Annotated in this window: 18 protein-coding genes and 1 tRNA gene; 8 read left to right on the top strand and 11 right to left on the bottom strand. The window is 68.9% G+C overall.

Annotated elements, in window-relative coordinates; all coding sequences use genetic code 11:
* The first annotated feature begins 26 nt into the window (after window positions 1–26).
* A complete protein-coding gene (locus tag MRBLWH11_RS15910; protein WP_341945518.1) occupies window positions 27–1,022 on the top strand; it encodes an SDR family oxidoreductase in 996 nt (331 codons plus the stop codon).
* Between the two features lie 7 nt (window positions 1,023–1,029).
* Here MRBLWH11_RS15910 and MRBLWH11_RS15905 read toward each other — a convergent pair whose 3' ends face one another.
* Window positions 1,030–1,881 (bottom strand): hypothetical protein, encoded by an 852-nt coding sequence (locus MRBLWH11_RS15905; RefSeq protein WP_341945517.1) that lies wholly within the window; start codon window positions 1,879–1,881, stop codon window positions 1,030–1,032.
* A gap of 116 nt (window positions 1,882–1,997) precedes the next feature.
* On the opposite strand from MRBLWH11_RS15905, the gene MRBLWH11_RS15900 reads away from it, so the two are divergent.
* The 4 genes from MRBLWH11_RS15900 to pepN all read left to right on the top strand — a co-directional run bounded on the left by MRBLWH11_RS15900 (window position 1,998) and on the right by pepN (window position 7,462).
* Window positions 1,998–3,320, top strand: coding sequence for an MFS transporter (locus tag MRBLWH11_RS15900; RefSeq protein ID WP_341947846.1), 1,323 nt, complete (start codon window positions 1,998–2,000; stop codon window positions 3,318–3,320).
* A gap of 9 nt (window positions 3,321–3,329) precedes the next feature.
* Complete coding sequence (locus MRBLWH11_RS15895; protein WP_341945516.1) at window positions 3,330–3,824, top strand: hypothetical protein; 495 nt, start codon at window positions 3,330–3,332, stop codon at window positions 3,822–3,824.
* Between the two features lie 88 nt (window positions 3,825–3,912).
* The gene (locus MRBLWH11_RS15890; protein ID WP_341945515.1) at window positions 3,913–4,926 is read left to right on the top strand and encodes a DNA topoisomerase IB; all 1,014 of its coding nucleotides are present in this window, start codon (window positions 3,913–3,915) and stop codon (window positions 4,924–4,926) included.
* 49 nt (window positions 4,927–4,975) lie between these two features.
* Window positions 4,976–7,462: an aminopeptidase N gene (gene pepN / locus MRBLWH11_RS15885; protein ID WP_341945514.1), complete on the top strand. Its 2,487-nt coding sequence runs from the start codon at window positions 4,976–4,978 to the stop codon at window positions 7,460–7,462.
* Here pepN and MRBLWH11_RS15880 read toward each other — a convergent pair.
* Together MRBLWH11_RS15880 and MRBLWH11_RS15875 are read right to left on the bottom strand one after the other, a co-directional pair.
* Window positions 7,459–7,989 carry a GNAT family N-acetyltransferase gene (locus MRBLWH11_RS15880; protein ID WP_341945513.1) on the bottom strand — a complete coding sequence of 177 codons (531 nt, stop codon included), beginning with the start codon at window positions 7,987–7,989 and terminating at the stop codon, window positions 7,459–7,461. The two genes, pepN and MRBLWH11_RS15880, sit on opposite strands and share 4 nt — an antisense overlap.
* Complete coding sequence (locus tag MRBLWH11_RS15875) at window positions 7,986–8,624, bottom strand: MBL fold metallo-hydrolase (RefSeq protein ID WP_341945512.1); 639 nt, start codon at window positions 8,622–8,624, stop codon at window positions 7,986–7,988. Before MRBLWH11_RS15875 ends, MRBLWH11_RS15880 begins: the two co-directional genes overlap by 4 nt.
* 152 nt (window positions 8,625–8,776) lie before the next feature.
* Between MRBLWH11_RS15875 and MRBLWH11_RS15870 the strand changes: the two genes are divergently transcribed.
* Window positions 8,777–8,849 (top strand) — tRNA-Glu (locus MRBLWH11_RS15870).
* Window positions 8,850–8,901: 52 nt separating this feature from the next.
* Here the strand turns inward: MRBLWH11_RS15870 and MRBLWH11_RS15865 are convergent.
* The 5 genes from MRBLWH11_RS15865 to MRBLWH11_RS15845 form a co-directional block, all read right to left on the bottom strand.
* Window positions 8,902–10,143 carry an MFS transporter gene (locus MRBLWH11_RS15865; RefSeq protein WP_341945511.1) on the bottom strand — a complete coding sequence of 414 codons (1,242 nt, stop codon included), beginning with the start codon at window positions 10,141–10,143 and terminating at the stop codon, window positions 8,902–8,904.
* A complete protein-coding gene (locus MRBLWH11_RS15860) occupies window positions 10,143–10,691 on the bottom strand; it encodes a winged helix-turn-helix domain-containing protein (protein ID WP_116635112.1) in 549 nt (182 codons plus the stop codon). Before MRBLWH11_RS15860 ends, MRBLWH11_RS15865 begins: the two co-directional genes overlap by 1 nt.
* A 112-nt stretch (window positions 10,692–10,803) precedes the next feature.
* Window positions 10,804–11,913, bottom strand: coding sequence for a DUF4349 domain-containing protein (locus MRBLWH11_RS15855; protein ID WP_341945510.1), 1,110 nt, complete (start codon window positions 11,911–11,913; stop codon window positions 10,804–10,806).
* On the bottom strand, window positions 11,910–12,467 hold the full coding sequence (locus MRBLWH11_RS15850) for a sigma-70 family RNA polymerase sigma factor (protein ID WP_116635110.1): 558 nt from the start codon (window positions 12,465–12,467) through the stop codon (window positions 11,910–11,912). The genes MRBLWH11_RS15855 and MRBLWH11_RS15850 overlap by 4 nt, the downstream gene beginning before the upstream one ends.
* Before the next feature lie 60 nt (window positions 12,468–12,527).
* The gene (locus tag MRBLWH11_RS15845) at window positions 12,528–13,193 is read right to left on the bottom strand and encodes a TIGR00645 family protein (RefSeq protein WP_243408880.1); all 666 of its coding nucleotides are present in this window, start codon (window positions 13,191–13,193) and stop codon (window positions 12,528–12,530) included.
* A 200-nt stretch (window positions 13,194–13,393) separates the two neighbouring features.
* Here MRBLWH11_RS15845 and MRBLWH11_RS15840 point away from each other — a divergent pair, with 200 nt between their 5' ends.
* Window positions 13,394–14,398 carry a TerC/Alx family metal homeostasis membrane protein gene (locus MRBLWH11_RS15840; RefSeq protein ID WP_116635109.1) on the top strand — a complete coding sequence of 335 codons (1,005 nt, stop codon included), beginning with the start codon at window positions 13,394–13,396 and terminating at the stop codon, window positions 14,396–14,398.
* 2 nt (window positions 14,399–14,400) lie between these two features.
* Here the strand turns inward: MRBLWH11_RS15840 and MRBLWH11_RS15835 are convergent, their stop codons facing one another.
* Window positions 14,401–14,997 carry an LON peptidase substrate-binding domain-containing protein gene (locus MRBLWH11_RS15835; RefSeq protein WP_341945509.1) on the bottom strand — a complete coding sequence of 199 codons (597 nt, stop codon included), beginning with the start codon at window positions 14,995–14,997 and terminating at the stop codon, window positions 14,401–14,403.
* A 36-nt stretch (window positions 14,998–15,033) separates the two neighbouring features.
* Between MRBLWH11_RS15835 and MRBLWH11_RS15830 the strand changes: the two genes are divergently transcribed.
* Entirely contained in the window at window positions 15,034–15,531 is a 498-nt protein-coding gene (locus MRBLWH11_RS15830) for a DUF427 domain-containing protein (protein WP_341945508.1), read from the top strand.
* Between the two features lie 22 nt (window positions 15,532–15,553).
* Here MRBLWH11_RS15830 and MRBLWH11_RS15825 read toward each other — a convergent pair whose 3' ends face one another.
* Window positions 15,554–16,867: an LLM class flavin-dependent oxidoreductase gene (locus MRBLWH11_RS15825; protein ID WP_341945507.1), complete on the bottom strand. Its 1,314-nt coding sequence runs from the start codon at window positions 16,865–16,867 to the stop codon at window positions 15,554–15,556.
* On the bottom strand, window positions 16,864–18,159 hold the full coding sequence (locus MRBLWH11_RS15820) for a PLP-dependent transferase (protein ID WP_341945506.1): 1,296 nt from the start codon (window positions 18,157–18,159) through the stop codon (window positions 16,864–16,866). The genes MRBLWH11_RS15825 and MRBLWH11_RS15820 overlap by 4 nt, the downstream gene beginning before the upstream one ends.
* Window positions 18,160–18,335 lie beyond the last annotated feature (176 nt).

Below are 18,335 nucleotides of genomic sequence, written 5' to 3'. Positions count from 1 at the left end.
TGCGGCGCTCCTGGCAGACTGACGTCATGAGCCCACAACGGATCCTGTTCATCGGCGGCACGGGGATCATCAGCTCCGCCAGCGTGTCGCACGCCCTCGACCTCGGCCACGACGTCACGGTGCTCAACCGCGGGACCACCGGCATCCGTCCGCTGCCCGAGGGTGCCCGGTCGATCGTCGCCGACATCAGGGATCCGGAGGCGACCCGGGCGGCGCTGGACGCTGCCGGGGAGGACTTCGACGTCGTGGCGGACTTCCTGTCCTTCACGCCGGATCAGGTGCAGTCTGGCGTCGATCTCTTTGAGGGCCGGGTCGGGCAGTATGTGTTCATCAGCTCGGCGTCGGCGTACCAGACGCCGCCGTCACGTCTTCCGGTCACCGAGTCCACGCCGCTGCGCAATCCGCACTGGCAGTACTCGCGAGACAAGATCGCCTGCGAGGACCGGCTCGTCTCGGCCTACCGGGAACGCGGCTTCCCCGCGACGATCGTGCGGCCGTCGCACACCTACGACGCGACCTCGGTGCCGACGCTCGGCGGATGGACCGACATCGCCCGGATGCGCGCGGGCAAGCCGGTCGTGGTGCACGGCGACGGGTCCAGTCTGTGGACCATCACGCACACTCGGGATTTCGCGGTGGGGTTCGTGGGTCTCCTCGGCCATCCTGCCGCCGTGGGCGACGCGTTCCACATCACGGGTGATCACGCGCCGACGTGGGATCAGATCTATCGATGGCTCGGAGCGGCGGCCGGCGTCGATCCCGAGCTCGTGCACGTCGCGTCCGACACGATCGCGGCGGTGCACCCCGCGTGGGGTGATGGCCTGCTGGGCGACAAGGCGCACTCGATGGTCTTCGACAACAGCAAGGTGAAGGGCCTCGTGCCCGAGTTCCGCACCACGGTCACCTTCGATAAGGGAGCGCACGAGATCCTGGCGTGGTACGACGCGAACCCGGATCGTCAGATCGTCGATGCCGCGGCCGACGCGGCGTTCGAGCGCGTTCTCGCTCTGCCGCGGAGCTGATCCCGGACTACTCGCACTCTCCGATGAAGCCCAGGTAGCAGACGGCCTCGTGGGTCACGGCCGGTGCCTGGCCGTTGTTGGACACCTGCCGGGTGTCGATCTCCGCAGTGCGCGAGAGGCTGCCGTAGTCGCCGAGCGAGGCGACGTACGACCCCGGTTCGTCGAGGGCTCTCATCTCGTCGACGGCCGCGAGGTAGTCCGCGCACAGGGCGGCGGCCGACTCGGTGAGCTCGACACCGGCGCACGTCGCGTCGTACTGCGCCTGCATCACGGTGATGCAGTCGGTCCAGTCCTGGTTCACGAAGCAGGGGTTGACCGCGTCCATGGCCACGTCGAACCGTCCGGTCTCGAATTCCTCGCTGTGGAACGTCTCCGGCTTCTCGGGCACATCGACCTTGGTCCAGTGGCGCGCGGTCGTGAAGGCGAAGACGACGACGATCGCCGCGATCAGCAGCAGGGCCCCGAGGATCGAGAGAGTGACCCAGAGTCCGACGTTCTTCTTCCGCGGAGCCGTGTCCGTCGGGGAGAGGGCCGAAGGGTACGGAGATCCACCCGCGTACGCCCCGGGTGCGGCGGGCAGGATCCGCGTCAGATCGTGATCGCCGAGGGGAGCCTGCGGCACGGGCGCCGGGGGTGCGGGCGCCGGAGGTGAGGGGACCTGCGGTACGGCGGGATACGGCGTCGTCGCGGGAGCGGCCGCGGCGGCGGGGGTCGTGAGCCAGTAGGAGTACCAGCTCTGCGCGGATGCCGGGTCGTCGTGCACCTGCTGCGCCTCGGCATCCGTCAGCGTGATGCCGAGGTGACGGCGTCCGTCCGCGCTCAGCAGGGCGGCGCGGAACTCCTCGAGTGACAGTGCCATGTTCAGGATCATCCCAGAACCGGTGGGATCCGGACAATCCGGATTCGCGTTCGGGTGATCCGGCCCTGCGCACGGAGGATGTCGGAGGCATCGGGAAGAATGCTCGGGTGACCGGCATGAGAAGCTTCTGGAACGCGCTGCCCACCGAAGGGCGCTGGCTGCTGTCGACCGTGGCGATCCAGACTCTCGGTCGAGGGATGACGCTCCCGTTCACGATCATCTATCTCCACGAGGTCCGCGGATTCGATCTCGGCATCTCGGGCGCGCTGATGAGCCTCATCGCGATCACCGGATTGATCGTCACGGGCCCCGGCGGGACGCTGATCGACCGTTTCGGCGCGCGGCGCGTGCTGATCGTCGGACTCCTGTCGATGATCGCGGGCTGCGCGCTGCTCGCGTTCGCCACGCATCCGGCGGTCGCCGCGGTCGCCGTCATCCTCATCGGCGTCAACTTCGGCGTCTCATGGCCGGGGTTCAACGCGCTCATCGCCACGGTCGTCGACGGCGAGGTGCGTCAGCAGTACTTCGGCGTCAACTTCGCTCTGGTGAATCTCGGCATCGGCGTCGGCGGTGTGATCGGCGGGTTCTTCGTCGACGTGCACGACCCCACGACGTTCACGACGATCTTCCTGGTCGATGCGGCGAGCAGTCTCATCCCGCTGGCGCTGCTGCTCGGACCGCTCCGCCACGTGCGCACTCAGCACGAGGCCGAGGCCGACGCACCCCCGGTCGGCGGGTACCGCGAGATCCTCCGTCGGCCGGCCGTCCTGTGGCTCACCCTGCTGACGTTCCTGGCCGTGTTCATCGGATACGGGCAGATGGAGGCGGGGTTCCCGGCATTCGCGCGGCAGGTCTCCGAGGTGTCGACGCAGGTGGTCGGCCTCTCCTTCGCCGTGAACACGGCGGTGATCGTTCTGCTGCAGTTCGCGGTGCTCCGGCTCATCTCCGGCCGACGACGCACCAGGGTCATGCAGGTGATGGCGCTCATCTGGGCGCTGTCGTGGGTGATTCTCGGAGCGACGGGAGTCCTTCCCGGCTCGGTGACGGCAGCGATCGGTGTGATCGCCTTCATGGGCGTCTTCGCATTCGGGGAGACGATGCTGCAGCCCACGGTCCCCGCGATCTACAACGATCTCGCCTCCGACCGCACGAGAGGGCGCTACAACGCGATCAACTCCGCGGCCTTCCAGGGCGGCGCCATCACGGGACCGCTCGTGGCCGGTGTGATGCTCGGCGGGGGATGGGACGGCTGGTTCATCGGCGTGATGATCGCGGGGAGCCTCGCCGTCGGCGTGCTGGCCCTGGTGCTCGAACGGGTCGTCCTGCCCGAGGCGAACGGAGTGTCGTCGGTCGGTGCCGATGGCGGAGCGGATGCCGGGGCTGCGGGCCTTTCCGGCATCCATCGAACGGACGACGACGGCGGGGGTCGAAGCCCTTAGGCTCCAGCCATGGCTCTGGAATCCCTCTTCCTCCGTCTCGACCGGATCGCGGGCGGGCGGCAGGCCGGCGTCGCGATCAGCGAGGCCGACCGCACACACCCCAAGACCGTGCGAGCGTTCACCTGGATCCTCTGGCTTCTCGTCGTCGAGCTCGTGATCGGCGTCGGAGCCGTCGTGGTCGCGCTGCTGCTCGCCGTCGAGGGGGAGCCGGTCTCCTTCGCCGTCTGGATGCGGACGCTGGTCGTGCTCGCGATGACCGCCACCTTGTTCTACTTCGCCTGGCGGGCGCGGCGAGGATGGCGGTGGGCGTATCGACGGCTGCGGCTGTTCGCGCAGATCTTCCCGGTGATCACGCTCGTGATGGCGGCGATCCCCGGCCTCTACCCGCTCTGGATGGTCTCCGAGCAGATCGTCTTCAGCCTGATCATGATCGGCATCGCCGACTTCCTCACGAGCGACCATATGCGCAGCGCCTTCGCCGCACCCCGTGCTGAGGCGCGTTAGCACGGCAGAGCACGCGACGCCACTCCCTTTCAGTGGCGAAGCAAGCACGACATCCTCGATCCGACAATGAGTCGAGGAGGCAGAGCGGATGGCGAGACTGAACCGCGTCGTTCCCGGGCAGGACCCCGGATTCCGTCGTGTGCGATCCGGGTCCGGGTTCCGCTACGTGGATGCGGCGGGTGAGACGGCTCCGGAGGCCGATCGGGAGCGGGTCAGCGACCTGGTGATCCCGCCGGCATGGACCGACGTCTGGATCGCCGCCGACCCCCTGGCTCACATCCAGGCCGTGGGCATCGACGAAGCCGGACGCAAGCAGTACCTGTATCACCCGCTCTGGCGGGTCTCGCGTGATCGACGCAAGTTCATCCGCGCGCTCGACCTCGCCGCCGCGCTTCCGGGTGCCAGGGCCCAGGTGACCCGCGCGCTCGGTGACGACGGGCAGACGAAGGCCAAGGCTCTCGCGATCGCCTTCCGCCTGCTCGACGACGCCGCGCTCCGCATCGGATCCGAGCGGTACCTCGTGCGTCACGGCAGCCGCGGGCTGACGACCCTGCGCAGACGCGACGTGAAGCTCGACGGCAGCGCTGTCGCCCTGTCCTTCCCCGCGAAGAGCGGCAGGACGGCGTCGATCGAGATCACGGACGACTCCCTCGCCGAGGCCCTCACCGAATTCGCCGCGGGTGGCCCACGGGAGTTCCTCCTCGCCTACCGCAAGGGGCGTCGGCGCGTGCGCATCACTCCGGCGGAGGTCAACGCGTACGTGCGCGAGATCACGGGTGCCACGTTCTCGGCGAAGGACTTCCGGACCCTGCACGGCACGATCACCGCCGCGGACGCGCTGGCGCGGATCGGCGAGCTCGACCGTCGCGGGGATCGGGCCAGGGCGGAGCGTCTCGCGGTCCAGGCGACTGCGACGGCACTCGGGAACACGACGGCCGTCGCGCGCGGCAGCTACATCGACCCCCGTGTCTTCCGGCTCTACGCCCGCGGACAGACGCTCGATCTGACCGTGACGCCGGAGACGGCCATCCGTCGTCTGCTCGGCGGGCCCGAGAAGAGCCGCAAGGCCGGACGGCGCGAGAAGAGAGAGCGTCGGCGCTGAGCGAGGGCGGGCGTCCGGGCCGGTAGCCGCCGGATGAAAGGATGGTGGGATGGACACCGCCAACCTCAGCCGACAGGAGACCGCGGCGCGATCCGCGGCGGTCACTCTGCGCAGCATCCGCGTCGAGCTCGACCTGACCGGAGCGCCGGAGCGCGCACGCACCGGCTTCCCGACGACGACGACTCTCGAGTTCGACGCGACGGTCGACGCGACCTGGCTCGACTTCATCGGAGAAGAGGTGCGTCGCGTCGTCGTGAACGGTGAGGAGCGCCCTGTCGAGTACGACGGCGCCCGCATCGTGCTGTCGGGGCTGACGACTGCCAACGTGGTCCGCGTCGAGGCCGTCGGGGCTTACAGCCGATCGGGGGAGGGACTGCACCGGTTCCATGATCCCGTCGACGATGCGACGTACCTCTACACGCAGTACGAGCCCGCGGACTCCCGCCGGGTGATGGCCTGCTTCGAGCAGCCCGACATGAAGGCCGCCTACACGTTCGTCGTGGATGCGCCTTCCGGCTGGGAAGTCCTCTCCAACCAGGCCCCGGAGCGCACCGATCCCGGCCTCGGCGTGCAGCGCGTGCAGTTCGCCCCGACGCTGCCGATCTCGAGCTACATCACGGTCGTCGCCGCCGGTCCCTACGCGCGGGTCGACGGAGCCTGGGAGCGCGACGACCAGCGCATCGCGCTCGGCGTGTTCGTGCGCCGTTCCCTCGCGAAGCACCTGGAGTCCGACGAGATCCTCGAGATCACCCGACAGGGCCTCGACTTCTTCACGGATGCCTTCGCCTACCCGTACCCGTGGGGGAAGTACGATCAGATCTTCGTGCCCGAGTACAACCTCGGCGCCATGGAGAACCCGGGTCTCGTGACGTTCACCGAGGGGTACATCTCCCGCGGAGCGGCCACCGACGCCCAGCGCGCCGCCCGCGCGAACACGATCCTGCACGAGATGGCGCACATGTGGTTCGGGGACCTCGTCACGATGAAGTGGTGGGACGACCTCTGGCTGAAGGAGTCGTTCGCCGACTACATGGGGTCGCACGCCTCAGCGGTCGCGACGCGATTCCACGACGCATGGGTGAAGTTCGCCGCGAACCGCAAGGCCTGGGCGTATCAGCAGGACCAGTTGCCGACCACCCACCCGATCGTCGCCGACATCACCGACCTCGAGGCCGCGAAGCTGAACTTCGACGGCATCACGTACGCCAAGGGCGCCGCCGTGCTCAAGCAGCTCGTCGCGTTCGTGGGCGACGATGCCTTCTTCGAGGGAGCGCGCCGGTACTTCGCCGCGAACGCCTTCGGCAACACGACCCTGGACGACTTCCTCGTCGAGCTGAGCGCCGTGTCGGGCCGCGACATGAGCGACTGGTCGCGCGCATGGCTGCAGACATCCGGGGTGTCGGCCCTGTGGATCGAGACGGATGCCGAGGGCCGCCGCACGCTGCGGCAGACCGATCCGCGCCCGCACCGCGTGCGCATCGGTCTCTACGACCGCGTCGACGGGCGCGTGGTGCGTCGCGAGCAGCGCGAACTCGACATCGTCGGCGAGCAGACCGAGATCGAGCTCGGCGAGGCCGATCTCGTGCTGGTCAACGACGACGACCTCACGTATGCGAAGGCCCGGCTCGACGAGCGTTCGCTCCGCACCGTCGAGGAGTCGCTGTCCGCGGTCGATGATCCGCTGGCGCGGGCCCTCGTGTGGTCGTCGCTGTGGAACGCGACCCGCGACGGCGTGCTCGATGCGCGTCGCTACCTCTCGATCGTGCGGACGCACGCCCCGGGGGAGGGGAACATCGGGCTGCTCTCCGGTGTGCTCGCCAACGCCGCCGTGGCGGTCCGCCAGTTCGTCCCCGACGCGCACCGCGCCGACGAGCAGCGCGCCTGGACAGAAGCGGCGTGGAGCGCTCTGCAGGTCGCGGAGCCTGGCGGCGACGCGCAGCTGTCGTGGGCGAGGGCTCTCGCCTCGGCATCCGCTTTCGACGACGTGCGGCACGTCGAGCTGCGGGCGATGCTCGACGGCCGGGTTCCGGACGGTCTCACCGTCGACCCCGATCTGCGCTGGCAGCTGCTCACGGCTCTCGTGACGACGGGCCATGCGGGCGCCGACGACATCGCCGCCGAGCTCGCGCGCGACGACACCGGCAGCGGGCGCACCGCCGAGCGGCGCGCCCTGTCGTCGCGCCCGGATGCGGAGGTGCGTCGGCAGGCCTGGAACACGGCGTGGACCGATCACTCGCTGAGCAACGACCATCTGGATGCCGAGATCGCCGGCTTCCGGGCGGGAGGGCGTCGCGATCTGATCGCGGCGTTCGACGCGGAGTACTTCGCCCGGATCCGCGAGGCGTGGGACGCGCGCAGCATCGAGCTGGCGAGACGCCTCGTGGTCGGGCTCTTCCCCGCGGGCGACTCCCTGGACCGGGTAGACGCATGGCTCGCTGAGCACGCGGAGGCGCCCGCGGCCCTCCGGCGCCTCGTCATCGAGCAGCGCGACCATCTGGAGCGCTCGCTCCGGGTGCGGGCGATCACGCGGAGCTAACGCGGAGAGACCTGCATCCCCATCACGGTGCGAACGATCCACGGATGCGCGTGGTCATCGTCGATGTGGGTCATGCCCAGATTCTCCGCGACACGGCGCGACGCGGTGTTGTCCGGATGGATGATCGCGGTCAGCAGCGTCGGCGCGAACTCCCGTGCGACCAGATTCACGCATGCGCGCGCCGCCTCGGTCGCCAGCCCCTGCCGCTGCAGGGATCGGTGCACGTGGTAGCCGACCTCCAGCACCGGAGCTTCGTTGACCGACTGCCACGTGATGCCGCAGTCGCCCACGAACACGCCGTCGTGCGTCTCGATGATCCAGAGGGCGTGGCCGTGGCTCTCGTATCTGTCCCGCATGCGTGCGATCCAGTCGGCGCTCGCCGACCGGGTCTTCGGCGCCGGGTAGTACGCCATCACCTCGGGGTCGCCCAGCAGTTCGGCCATCGCATCGAGGTCTCCGGCGGTCATCTCGCGGAAGCGCAGACGAGGTGTCGGCTCCGGCAGGAGCCGACGAACGGGGCCTGTCACAGGTCGAGCGAGTCGCCGGGTTCGAGCACCGTGAAGGCGCCGCCGCCCTGTTCCGTCGCCCACTGCAGGCGCTGGCGGTGCATGTTCTTGCCGATGACGGAGAGGGTCATGTCGTGGGTGCCGAACGAGCGCTTCGGCTTCACCGCGAGCACGTAGTCCATGGCCTCGCCGATCTTGAGCCACGGCGCGCCCAGCGGAGCTGCGAGCGTGTCGACCTCGACGCCCTCCGGCACCGCGTAGGAGTCGCCCGGGTAGTAGAGCTCGTCGTTGACGAGCACGCCGACGTTCTCGACGACCGGGAGCGAGGAGTGGATGACCTCGTGCGTGCCGCCGAAGAACCGCAGGGTGAACGCGCCGACCTCTATGGTGTCGCCGGGAGCGACGACGGTGATCTCGTATCCCTCGGCAGCGCGCGCGACGCCGGACGGTGCGTAGATCGGGGTCCCGGGGGCATCACGCAGGATGCGATCCAGGTGGTCCGGAGTCCAGTGATCCGGGTGCTCGTGCGTGATCACGACGCCGACGAGGCCGCCGAGGTCGACCAGCGGGGTCGTGAAGGATCCCGGATCGATGAGCAGGGTGTCCTGGTCCACATCGAGACGGAGGGTGGCATGTTCGAACTTCGTGACGCGCATGAGACGAGTCAACCCCTTCGGACGCTCGGCGGCAAACACATTCGCCGCCCGCCACGCCCGAGAGTTCGCGAAGGGCGGCCTCGATTTTGCGGACCGAGAATCGTCGTGGCATACTTGAACGGTTGTCGCGGGACGGAAACGTCCGGCCAGACGGCCCCATCGTATAGCGGCCTAGTACGCTGCCCTCTCACGGCGGTAACGCGGGTTCGAATCCCGCTGGGGTCACACGACACGAGAAAGCCCCCGGTTCGCCGGGGGCTTTCCTCGTATTCGGGTGTCATCGGCCGGAGCGCAAAGACATCTCGCGGAAGGTGCCGGTGCGGAGAGGCACGACCATCAGCCCCATCATCGTGACCCCGAAGAGCACGAAGGGCACCCAGACGGAGGTCGCCGAAGCCAGCGCACCGAACCCGGCCATGGCGAGCGGCATCAGGCAGTCGTCGCCCAGCCGCGTGATCGAGCCCATGCGTCCGAGATAGGCGGTGTCGACGGTCGCCGAGAACGTCGCGCTCAGCAGCACCGAGGCGTATCCGGCCGTCGCGCCGACGACGAAGGCGGATGCCGCCACGGTCCAGATCGGCCCGAATCCGAGGGCGACGATTGCCGCGCCCTGCACGACGAGCGCCCAGAACCCTGCGACCGCCTCGCGGCGCGGACGCCACTTCGCGACGGAGACGGCGCCGATCGCCGCGCCCAGGCCGAGAAGCGCCTCGAAGAGTCCGACGGCCGGCGCGCCCCAACCCTGGTCGTGCGCTCGCAGCGCGAGTCCGATGCCGACCGCCGGTCCCACGGCCAGGTTGAGGCCGGAGAGGGCGAGCACGAGCGTGCGTGTCGTGGGGGTGGCGGCGAGATGGCGGAAGCCGCCGGCGATCCCGCGCAGCGCGGACTCCTTCTCGGCGCGCGCGAGCAGGAAGCGCGGTCGCAGCCAGATCGCGAGGAAAGCGACGACGAACGTGAAGGTCAGCGCGTTCGCGGCTGCGCTCCCTGAGAGACCGGCGTGGGCGACGATGACGCCCCCGACGGCGGCGCCGCCCATGGTCCCCAGACGCGACGCCGTCTGCGCCGCGGCGCCGTAGGCCGGCAGGTCGGATGCCCGGACCAGTCGGCGCGAGATCGTGCCGGCCGAGGGTTCGTAGAAGGCGTCGCACACGCCGAACGCGATCGCGGCGAACAGCAGCACGGCCACGATCGGCGGGGTGGCGAGCACCCAGAGCGTCACCGCGACGAGCACGCCGACTCGGATGGTGTTGAACAGGAGCATGACCAGGCGCGCATCGGCTCGATCCGCGATCACGCCCCCGAACAGCAGCACCACCGCTCGCGGCACGGTGCCGGCGGCGACGATCAGGCCGGCGACGGCGGGAGAGGCGGTCTGCACAGCCGTCCAGACCAGCGCGATGGTCCAGAGCGCATCTCCGGCGTCCGACAGGGCCTTCACCCCGATCCACGCGTGCACGAGACGATCGCGGCGGAACGGTGGAACCTCGCGCATCTGCACCGGATCGACGACAGCGGTCATCAGGGCTCCGAGGGGAAGGCGTGGGCGAAGAGGAAGACCGGGGTGCGGTCCTGCCCGTCTCGGACGTCGATCGACTCCTGCCAGTCGCGGATCGTGGCGAGGAGCCGCATCGAGAGGTCCTGCAGCTCGGCCGGTGACGCCCAGGCGGTGCTGTCGGTGCTGTAGCCGTCGTAATCTGCGTAGTCCGCATCGTGGCGGTGGCGGTGCCAGCGCTGCAGCCGCTCGAACTGCAGGCGGATGCCCTGGCGCTGCGCCTCACGTGCGAGGAGTGCGTCGGCGGGGGAATCGGCGAAGTCGTCGGCCGACCAGGTCAGGCCGCGGCGTGCGACTCTCCACCAGCTGGTGCGCTTGTCGCCGGTCGGATCCTCCACACGCTCCACGATGCCCGCGCGTTCCAGCATCCGCAGATGGTGACTGATGCTCCCCACCTGGCTGTCGAGCGCACGGGAGAGCGCTGTCACCTGCGAGGCGCCGAACAGCAGCAGATAGTCGAACATGCGGCGACGCAGTGGGTGGTGCACGGCGGTGATCACGGAGATGTCTTCCACGGGAAGAACGCTATGTGCGGCCCCGCAGTTTCCACAAGACTTCTTGTATACCCCGGAAAATCAACGAAGATCGGCCCCCGACGGATGCCGGGAGCCGCTCTCGATCAGACGATCAGTCCGCGTCGGACGCCGTCGTCGTCGCGTTCCGTCTCGCGCGCCGGGTGCGACGGGCCCGGCGGATGAGCCACACGACCAGCACGACGAACCCGGCGACCGCGAGCCAGGGGAGGAGGAAGCCGACGGCGATGACGAGTGCGTTCAGCGAGACCACGAGGCCGTTCCAGCCGGCCAGCAGCCCATCGCCGAATCCGGCCGGGTCCGCCGTCGTCGGCGCGGTGGTGCGGGTCAGCTCGACCTGGAGCGTCGACATCGCGACCTGATCCTCGATCGACGCGAGCTGCTGCTCATAGGACTCGAGCTGCGCCTGACGGTCGGTCAGCGCGACCTCCGCCTCGATCAGCTCCGAGACACTGCCCGACTGGGCCATGAGCTCGGTGAGCCGCGTGACGGATGCCTTCGTCGCGTCGACGCGGGCGCGGAGGTCGATCGCGACCGAGGTGACGTCCTGCTTCGAGATCGAGGAGGACAGCACCTCGCCCGAATCCTCGAGAGCGGCGATCACGTCGGACAGCTCGGCGGAGGGCACGCGGATGCTGATCCATCCGTAGCCGGAATCGGCGGGGACGGGCTCGGTCGTGCCGTCGACCGCCACGGCCTTGCCGATCTCCGTGCTCTCTACGTAGCCGCCGCGCTCCTCGGCCAGGGCGGCGATGGCCGCGGCGGCATCCGTGATGCTCTTGACCTGCACGGTGGCGCGGGCGGTGGCGATGATCTCCCGGTCGCTCACCGCGAGCTCCTTGCCGGCAAGCGCAGAAGGGTCGGTCGCCGCCTCATCCACGGCACCGGGAGCGATCTCGAGACTCCGGTCGGGGGAGGCGGCGCCGGACTCGGCGACGCTTCCACCGGCACCGTCCGCGGTCATCATCGATCCGCCGCCGACGGCGCCGAGGATCGGGGGTGTCACGAGGACGCCGACGACGAAGGCGGCCGCGACTCCGGCGCCGGTCAGCCAGCGACGCCGTCTGGTCCGCGCACGGTCCGCGGACGGTGCCGCCACGCGTGGGCGCTCCGCCTCGATCGCCGAGAACACGGAGGTCTCGATGCGGGCGATGGTCTCGTCGGAGAGCTCGGGGAGCTCGTCTCGGGTGGTCTGGTCGTTCATGCGTCTCTCGCTTCCTTCACAGCGCCGCGCAACTGGGTGCGCACTCGGGAGAGACGGTTCCGGACGACGGCGTGGCTCACGCCGAGCTCTTCGGCTGCGGCCTGATAGGCATAGCCCTCGGATGCGCACAGGCGGAAGATCTCGCGATCGAGCTCGCTCAGTGTGCCGACCTCGGCGGCGATCCGCGCCGCGAGATCCGCGGTGATGACCTGCTCCTCGACGCTGACCGTGTCCGGCAGCTCCTCGTCGAGGGCCTCGGCCGTGTGAGCCTGGTCACGGCGGCGCTGGCGGAGCCGGTTCGCCGCCTGGAATCGGCAGATCGTCGCCAGCCACGGCAGGATCGACTCGCCCTGGAGCTCGAGCCCCGGGAGCTTGCGCCACGCGACCACGAAGGTCTCCTGCGTCACATCCTCGGCGTCGGCGGGCGACGCGAGGATGCCGTTGGCGATCCAGTAGACCGGTCGTACGTGGGCTCGGTACAGCTCGCGGAAGGCGCTCTCGTCGCCTGCTGCGGCCTGCGCGGCCCATCTCTGATCACTCGTCTGCACGGGCATCCTGTTTCCGTTCGGTGTCTCTCACTGGGAAAGTGTCGACGGACGCCCGATCGTCTCAGATCAGTGCGCGGCGTTCTGCGGAGCGGTCTGCGCCGCAGCGTGCGCGGCCTTCGCCGTGCTCTGCGACATCTTGTCGATCCAGGCCAGCGCGAGGGCCGAGAGGATGAACACGCAGTGGATGACGACCTGCCAGAGGACGCCGGTCGGGGTGTACTTCTCGCCGTCCTCGTTGATCCCCGACTCGCTCATCCCGCCCACCTCGATGAATGTCTTGAGCAGGTGGATCGAGGAGATGCCGATGATCGCCATCGCGAGCTTCACCTTGAGCACGTTCGCATTGACGTGCGAGAGCCACTCGGGCTGATCCGGGTGCCCCTCCGTGTTGATACGCGAGACGAAGGTCTCGTATCCGCCGATGATCACCATGATGAGGAGGTTCGCGATCATCACGACGTCGATCAGGCCGAGCACCGTCAGCATGATGGTGGCCTCTTCGATGTGCGTGATGTCGCCGAACACGTCCTCGGCGATCAGGTGCCACAGCTCCACCATGAACACGACGACGTAGACCAGCTGGGCGACGATCAGGCCGAGGTAGAGCGGGGCCTGCAGCCAGCGGCTCACGAAGATGAGCGAGCCGATCGCCCGGGCCCAGGAGTTCTGGGGCCGGGTCTCCAGGGGAGCGATGCCGTGTTCGATGTGGTCTGGGTGCGAAGTCGAGGTCACGACGACTATTCCACCATGCAATGTCGTTCTCCGAGGCAGTGTTGCTCCGGTAGCATTGCTCCCGCGAGAGGGAGTATCCCGGATCCGCGCGTAACGTCATCACGAGCATCGGCATCGCTGCTCCGGGCGCGCGACGCACTTCTGTGCGGGGGAGAGACTTTCGGCTTCTTCCCGACCCTCCTGAAAGGTGCCGTGCGCCCTTGGAAATCCCTCTCTGGTTCGAGATCACCTCGATGGTCGTCCTCACGATCATCCTCATCGGCGACCTCCTGCTCATCAAACTGCGCCCGCACATCCCCTCGACGAAGGAGTCCACCCTCTGGGTGGTGTTCTACGTCGGCCTCGCGCTGCTGTTCGCGGTGCTGCTCGGCAACGTGGGCGGCTGGCAGAACGCCGGCGACTTCATCACCGGATGGGCGCTCGAGTACAGCCTCTCGATCGACAACCTCTTCGTCTTCGTGCTGATCATGGCGCAGTTCGCCGTTCCGAGGCGGCTGCAGCAGCAGGTGCTCATGATCGGGATCATCATCGCCCTCGTCCTGCGCGGCGCGTTCATCCTCGTCGGCGTCGCGATCGTCGAGAACTTCTCGCCGATCTTCTACGTCTTCGGCGCATTCCTCATCTGGACAGCGATCCGCCAGGCGATGCCGGACGGCGATCACGAGGGCGAGGTGCAGCGCGAGAACTTCGTCGTGCGACTGCTGCGTCGGCGCATCGACATCAGCGACCACTACGACGGTTCGAAGCTGCGCACCACGGTAGACGGCAAGCGGATGTTCACTCCGATGGTCATCGTGCTCATCACGATCGGTGTGACCGACCTGATCTTCGCGATCGACTCGATCCCGGCGATCTTCGAGATCACGACGAACGGCTTCCTCGTGTTCGCGGCGAACATCTTCGCGCTGATGGGCCTGCGCCAGCTGTACTTCCTGCTCGGCGATCTGCTCGACCGCCTGCGCTACCTGCACTACGGCATCGCCGTGATCCTCGGCTTCATCGGCATCAAGCTCATCCTGCATGCGCTGCACGTGAACGAGCTGCCGTTCATCAACGGCGGCGAGCACGTCGAGTGGGTGCCCGACATCGACAACATGGTCTCGCTGGGCGTGATCATCGCGTCGATGACGATCGCGACGATCGCCAGCCTCATCGCCTCAGGGCGCGAGAAGCGGGCCGAGAAGAAGGCGGTCATCACCGAGTGAGATCACTCGGCTGACCACAGGAGCTCGGCCTCGAGCGTGAGATCGATGATCTGTCGAAGGAGCGCACCGGCCGTCGTCGACTGCAGCAGGGTGTACCTGTCGTATTCGCCCAGCGGAGCGATCGCGGCGAGCTGCCATGCCGCGGCGAGCGGCTCATCGGCGAGCTCGGTGTCGGCGTCCCACCGCGTCTCGGGCGCGCGAGCGAGAGTGCGACGCACGATGGCCTCGGCCTCCTTCTCCAGCGGGGTGAGTGCATCGTCCCACTCGAGTCGGGGAAGCGGCGTGACATCCGCGCGGGGGTAGGGGTCGTCGTCGAGCCATTGTTCGACCGTGAAGCGATCGGTGCCGACAGCGACGGCGGTCAGCACCTCGGCGCCGGCCGAGACGCTGACCAGCCGGGCCATCGTGCCGATGCTGGTGCGCCGGTCGCCGCCGCCGACCTCGTGGCCGCGCTCGATGAGCACGACGCCGAACTCGGGGTCGTCCTCGTCGAGAAGCCGTCCGACCATCGTGAGATACCGCGGCTCGAACACGCGCAGCGGCAGCGGGGTGAACGGGAAGAGCACCGAGCCGAGCGGGAACATCGGTATCGCGGTCATGACATCAGTCAACACGGAGCGACGTACTCTGAACAGATGCGCCGACCTCTTCCCGTCATCCCCGCTCCGGGGCAGGAATCCGTGTGGGACTACCCGAGGCCACCTCGGGTCGAGCCGGTCGGGGAGCGCGTGACCATCCGCCTCGGCGGCGTGCTGATCGCCGATACCCGGGATGCCGTGCGGGTGCTCGAGACGAGCCATCCTCCCGTCTACTATCTCCCGATCGTCGATTTCGTCCCGGGAGCGCTGACGGATGCTCCGGGCAGCTCGCTCTGCGAGTTCAAGGGCACCGCGCGCTACCTCGACGTGCGCGGCGGAGACACGGTGCGCGAGGGCGCGGCGTGGAACTACCCGAATCCCGCGCCGGGGTTCGAGACGCTGCGCGACCGGGTCGCGGTGTACGCGGGACCGATGGACGGATGCACCGTCGGGGACGAGGTCGTCGTCCCGCAGCCGGGCGGCTTCTACGGCGGGTGGGTCACGCCCTCGGTCGTCGGACCGTTCAAGGGCGGCCCGGGCTCGCTGGGTTGGTAGTGCGGCTGACGAGCCTTACGACTCAGAAGGCGCGCAGGTTCGCCTGCAGCCCGCCGTCCGTGTACTCGCGACGGAGGATGCCGCGCCGGCGGAGCACGGGGACCAGCTCGTCGAGCGTGCGGTGCAGGCTCACCGGGTGGAAGTCGCCCCACAGCAGCACGCCGTCGTTGCCCCACTCGCCGAGTTCCTCGATCACATCGGCGAACTCCTCGGCGGTCCCGACGAAGCCGGTGCGGTCGGAGAAGCGGCCGGCGCGCACGAGGGCCGTCAGGTGCGCCCGCAGCGGGGCATCCTCACCGCGGTCGCCGACCAGTCGCTGGATGCTCCCGCGCGAGACGTGCGGGCCGAAGATCTCGAGGTCGAGCGGCTTGTCGAGGTCGAGCGACGTGAGATCGGTCTCGAGATCGCTCGACTGCTTGCGGGCGATCTGCAGGAGGGCCGAGTCGTCGGGGTGCGCCGAGGCGGCGACGAGACGATCGGCCTCCTCGGAAGACGAGGTGATCACCGGCTGGATGGCGAAGAGGATCTTGATGTCGTCGGGGCGGCGGCCCGCGGCGACGGCGGCATCGTGGATCTTCGCCCGGTATGCGCGGACGGATGCCTCGTGCAACGGGGCGAGCGCGAGCTGCACGTCGGAGTTCGCTCCGGCGAAGCCGAGACCGCGTCCGGAACCTCCGGGTGACACGATCGCCGGCTCTCCGTCGGTGAAGGGCAGCGCGTTGAGCGGCCCGTCGAAGGAGTAGTGCGTGCCGCGGTGCTGCACGCGTCGCATCCTCGCGCCGTCCGCGAACACGTCCGTGGTGCGATCCCGCACCAGCGCGCCCTCGTCCCAGCTGCGCCAGAGCGAGCGGATGCCGTCGAGCCACTCCTCGGCGCGGTCGTACGCCTCGTCGTGGCCCAGCTGGGCGGCATCCGAGAAGTGGCGTGCACTGCCGGTGTCGGTCACGACGTTGAGGCCGAGACGATTCGCGCTCAGGTGCTGCAGCGTCGCGAACTGTCGCGCGGACGTGTAGGGGAGAGACGCCGCCGGGTTGACGGTCGGAACGACACCGAGGTGCTTCGTGGCCTGGAAGAGGTAGGGCGCGAGGAGCAGCGGGTCGTGCTTCGGACCGCCGAACGCGTGCCGGACGCGGATGTCGATGGTCTCCGGCGATCCCATCGACGGAGCATCCTCGATGATGACGAGATCGAAACCCGCCTGCTCGAGCGTTCGCGCGGCCTCCTGGTAGATCTCGGGGCGCGTCCAGTCGTAGTCCCAGTCGAGGGCGGGATAGCCCCACCCCTGCGGCCCGAAACCGCGGGCGAGGAACCACCCGAAGTGCTGGGGGCGGCTCATGCCACCGCCTCGCGCGTGGCGTCGAGCACGCGCGCCAGATCGGAGATGAGGTCCTCGATGTCCTCGATGCCGATGGACAGGCGCAGCGTGCCGGGGCGCACGCCGAGCAGTTCGCGCTCCTCCTCCGTGCGCTGCGCGTGGCTCGTCGTGCCGGGATGCAGCACCAGCGAGCGCACGTCGCCGATGTGCGTCATGTGGGTGAAGACGCGCACCTGCTCGACGAACTGGCGGGCGGCGTCGAGGCCGCCGCGAAGAGTGAACGTGAAGATGGAGCCGAAGCCGCCATCGAGGTAGCGCACCGCGGTGTCGTGATCCGGGTGCGACGGCAGGCCGACGTAGTCGACGCTCTCGACCGCCTCCTGCGCCTCGAGCCACTGAGCGATCGCCAGGGCGTTGCGCGACTGACGTTCGACGCGCAGCCCGAGGGTCTCCGCGCCCTGACCGATCAGGAAGGCGTTCAGAGGCGAGGGGGAGGCGCCGAAGCGCGGAGCCACCGACTCGCGTGCGTACGCGATCCGCGCGCGGCCGCCATGCCGGGCGGCGACGCTCGGCAGTCCGCCGCGACCGGGGAGCACGAGATGCGGTGCGTTGTGACCCGCGCGCTCCGCGTCGAAGCGACCGTCGTCCACGATCACCCCGCCGAGGACCGATCCGTGGCCGGCGAGGAACTTCGACGCCGAGTGCACGACGATCGCCGCGCCGTGCTCGATCGGGCGCAGCAGGAAGGGAGTGGCCAGCGTGTTGTCGACGATCAGGGGGATGGCCGCCTCGTCGGCGACGGCGCTGATGGCGGCGACGTCGAGCACGTCGTTGCGGGCGTTGGCGATGGACTCCGCGAACAGCGCGCGCGTGTTGGGTCGGATCGCTGCACGCCAGGCCTCCGGGTCGGCGATGTCGTCGATGAACGTGGTCTCGATGTCGAGTCGGGCGAGGTTGTCGAGGAACAGGCCCCGGGTCCCCTCGTAGATGTGCGTCGAGGTCACGATGTGATCGCCCGCGCCGGCGACGGTCAGCAGCGCCGTCACGACCGCGGCCTGTCCGCTCGCGACGAGCACGGCATCCGCTCCGGACTCGAGGGCGGCGAGCTGACGCTCTGCCGCGTGCACGGTCGGGTTCCCGGTGCGGGTGTAGCCGAATCCGGTGCCGGTGCCGAAGTGGTCCGCCGCATGGTCGAAGTCGTCGAACTCGAACCCGGCCGTGAGGTAGATCGGCGTGGCTCGGGGTGCCGCCGTCTCGCGGCCTCTCGCGGCATGCACCGCACGGGTGGCGAAGCGGGCGGTGTCGACGGTCATGCGGTGCCTCTCGGTCGGTCGGGTGAAGAACAGAGTGTCACGGCGGGTCGGAGCATGCCTGGGCGGTGGTAATCTGACGTCATGCGGACCGTGCTCCTTCTTCTTAGCGGCCGCGACGAGACCTCGTTCTGAGCCCCTCCTCGTCGCGGAGTCCATCGTGGGCCGAACCGCCAGCT

The organism is Microbacterium sp. LWH11-1.2, assembly GCF_038397745.1.
GTDB lineage: Bacteria > Actinomycetota > Actinomycetes > Actinomycetales > Microbacteriaceae > Microbacterium.
This window is presented reverse-complemented; position numbering and strand designations above follow the sequence as displayed.

What these genes read in the sequence shown, in the direction of transcription:
- MRBLWH11_RS15910 (WP_341945518.1), top strand. Translation starts at nt 27, where the DNA reads ATGAGCCCACAACGGATCCTGTTCATCGGCGGCACGGGGATCATCAGC.
- MRBLWH11_RS15825 (WP_341945507.1), bottom strand. Translation starts at nt 16,867, where the DNA reads ATGAGCCGCCCCCAGCACTTCGGGTGGTTCCTCGCCCGCGGTTTCGGG.
- MRBLWH11_RS15900 (WP_341947846.1), top strand. Translation starts at nt 1,998, where the DNA reads ATGAGAAGCTTCTGGAACGCGCTGCCCACCGAAGGGCGCTGGCTGCTG.
- MRBLWH11_RS15875 (WP_341945512.1), bottom strand. Translation starts at nt 8,624, where the DNA reads ATGCGCGTCACGAAGTTCGAACATGCCACCCTCCGTCTCGATGTGGAC.
- MRBLWH11_RS15895 (WP_341945516.1), top strand. Translation starts at nt 3,330, where the DNA reads ATGGCTCTGGAATCCCTCTTCCTCCGTCTCGACCGGATCGCGGGCGGG.
- MRBLWH11_RS15890 (WP_341945515.1), top strand. Translation starts at nt 3,913, where the DNA reads ATGGCGAGACTGAACCGCGTCGTTCCCGGGCAGGACCCCGGATTCCGT.
- MRBLWH11_RS15855 (WP_341945510.1), bottom strand. Translation starts at nt 11,913, where the DNA reads ATGAACGACCAGACCACCCGAGACGAGCTCCCCGAGCTCTCCGACGAG.
- MRBLWH11_RS15820 (WP_341945506.1), bottom strand. Translation starts at nt 18,159, where the DNA reads ATGACCGTCGACACCGCCCGCTTCGCCACCCGTGCGGTGCATGCCGCG.
- MRBLWH11_RS15830 (WP_341945508.1), top strand. Translation starts at nt 15,034, where the DNA reads ATGCGCCGACCTCTTCCCGTCATCCCCGCTCCGGGGCAGGAATCCGTG.
- MRBLWH11_RS15835 (WP_341945509.1), bottom strand. Translation starts at nt 14,997, where the DNA reads ATGACCGCGATACCGATGTTCCCGCTCGGCTCGGTGCTCTTCCCGTTC.
- MRBLWH11_RS15850 (WP_116635110.1), bottom strand. Translation starts at nt 12,467, where the DNA reads ATGCCCGTGCAGACGAGTGATCAGAGATGGGCCGCGCAGGCCGCAGCA.
- pepN (WP_341945514.1), top strand. Translation starts at nt 4,976, where the DNA reads ATGGACACCGCCAACCTCAGCCGACAGGAGACCGCGGCGCGATCCGCG.
- MRBLWH11_RS15865 (WP_341945511.1), bottom strand. Translation starts at nt 10,143, where the DNA reads ATGACCGCTGTCGTCGATCCGGTGCAGATGCGCGAGGTTCCACCGTTC.
- MRBLWH11_RS15905 (WP_341945517.1), bottom strand. Translation starts at nt 1,881, where the DNA reads ATGGCACTGTCACTCGAGGAGTTCCGCGCCGCCCTGCTGAGCGCGGAC.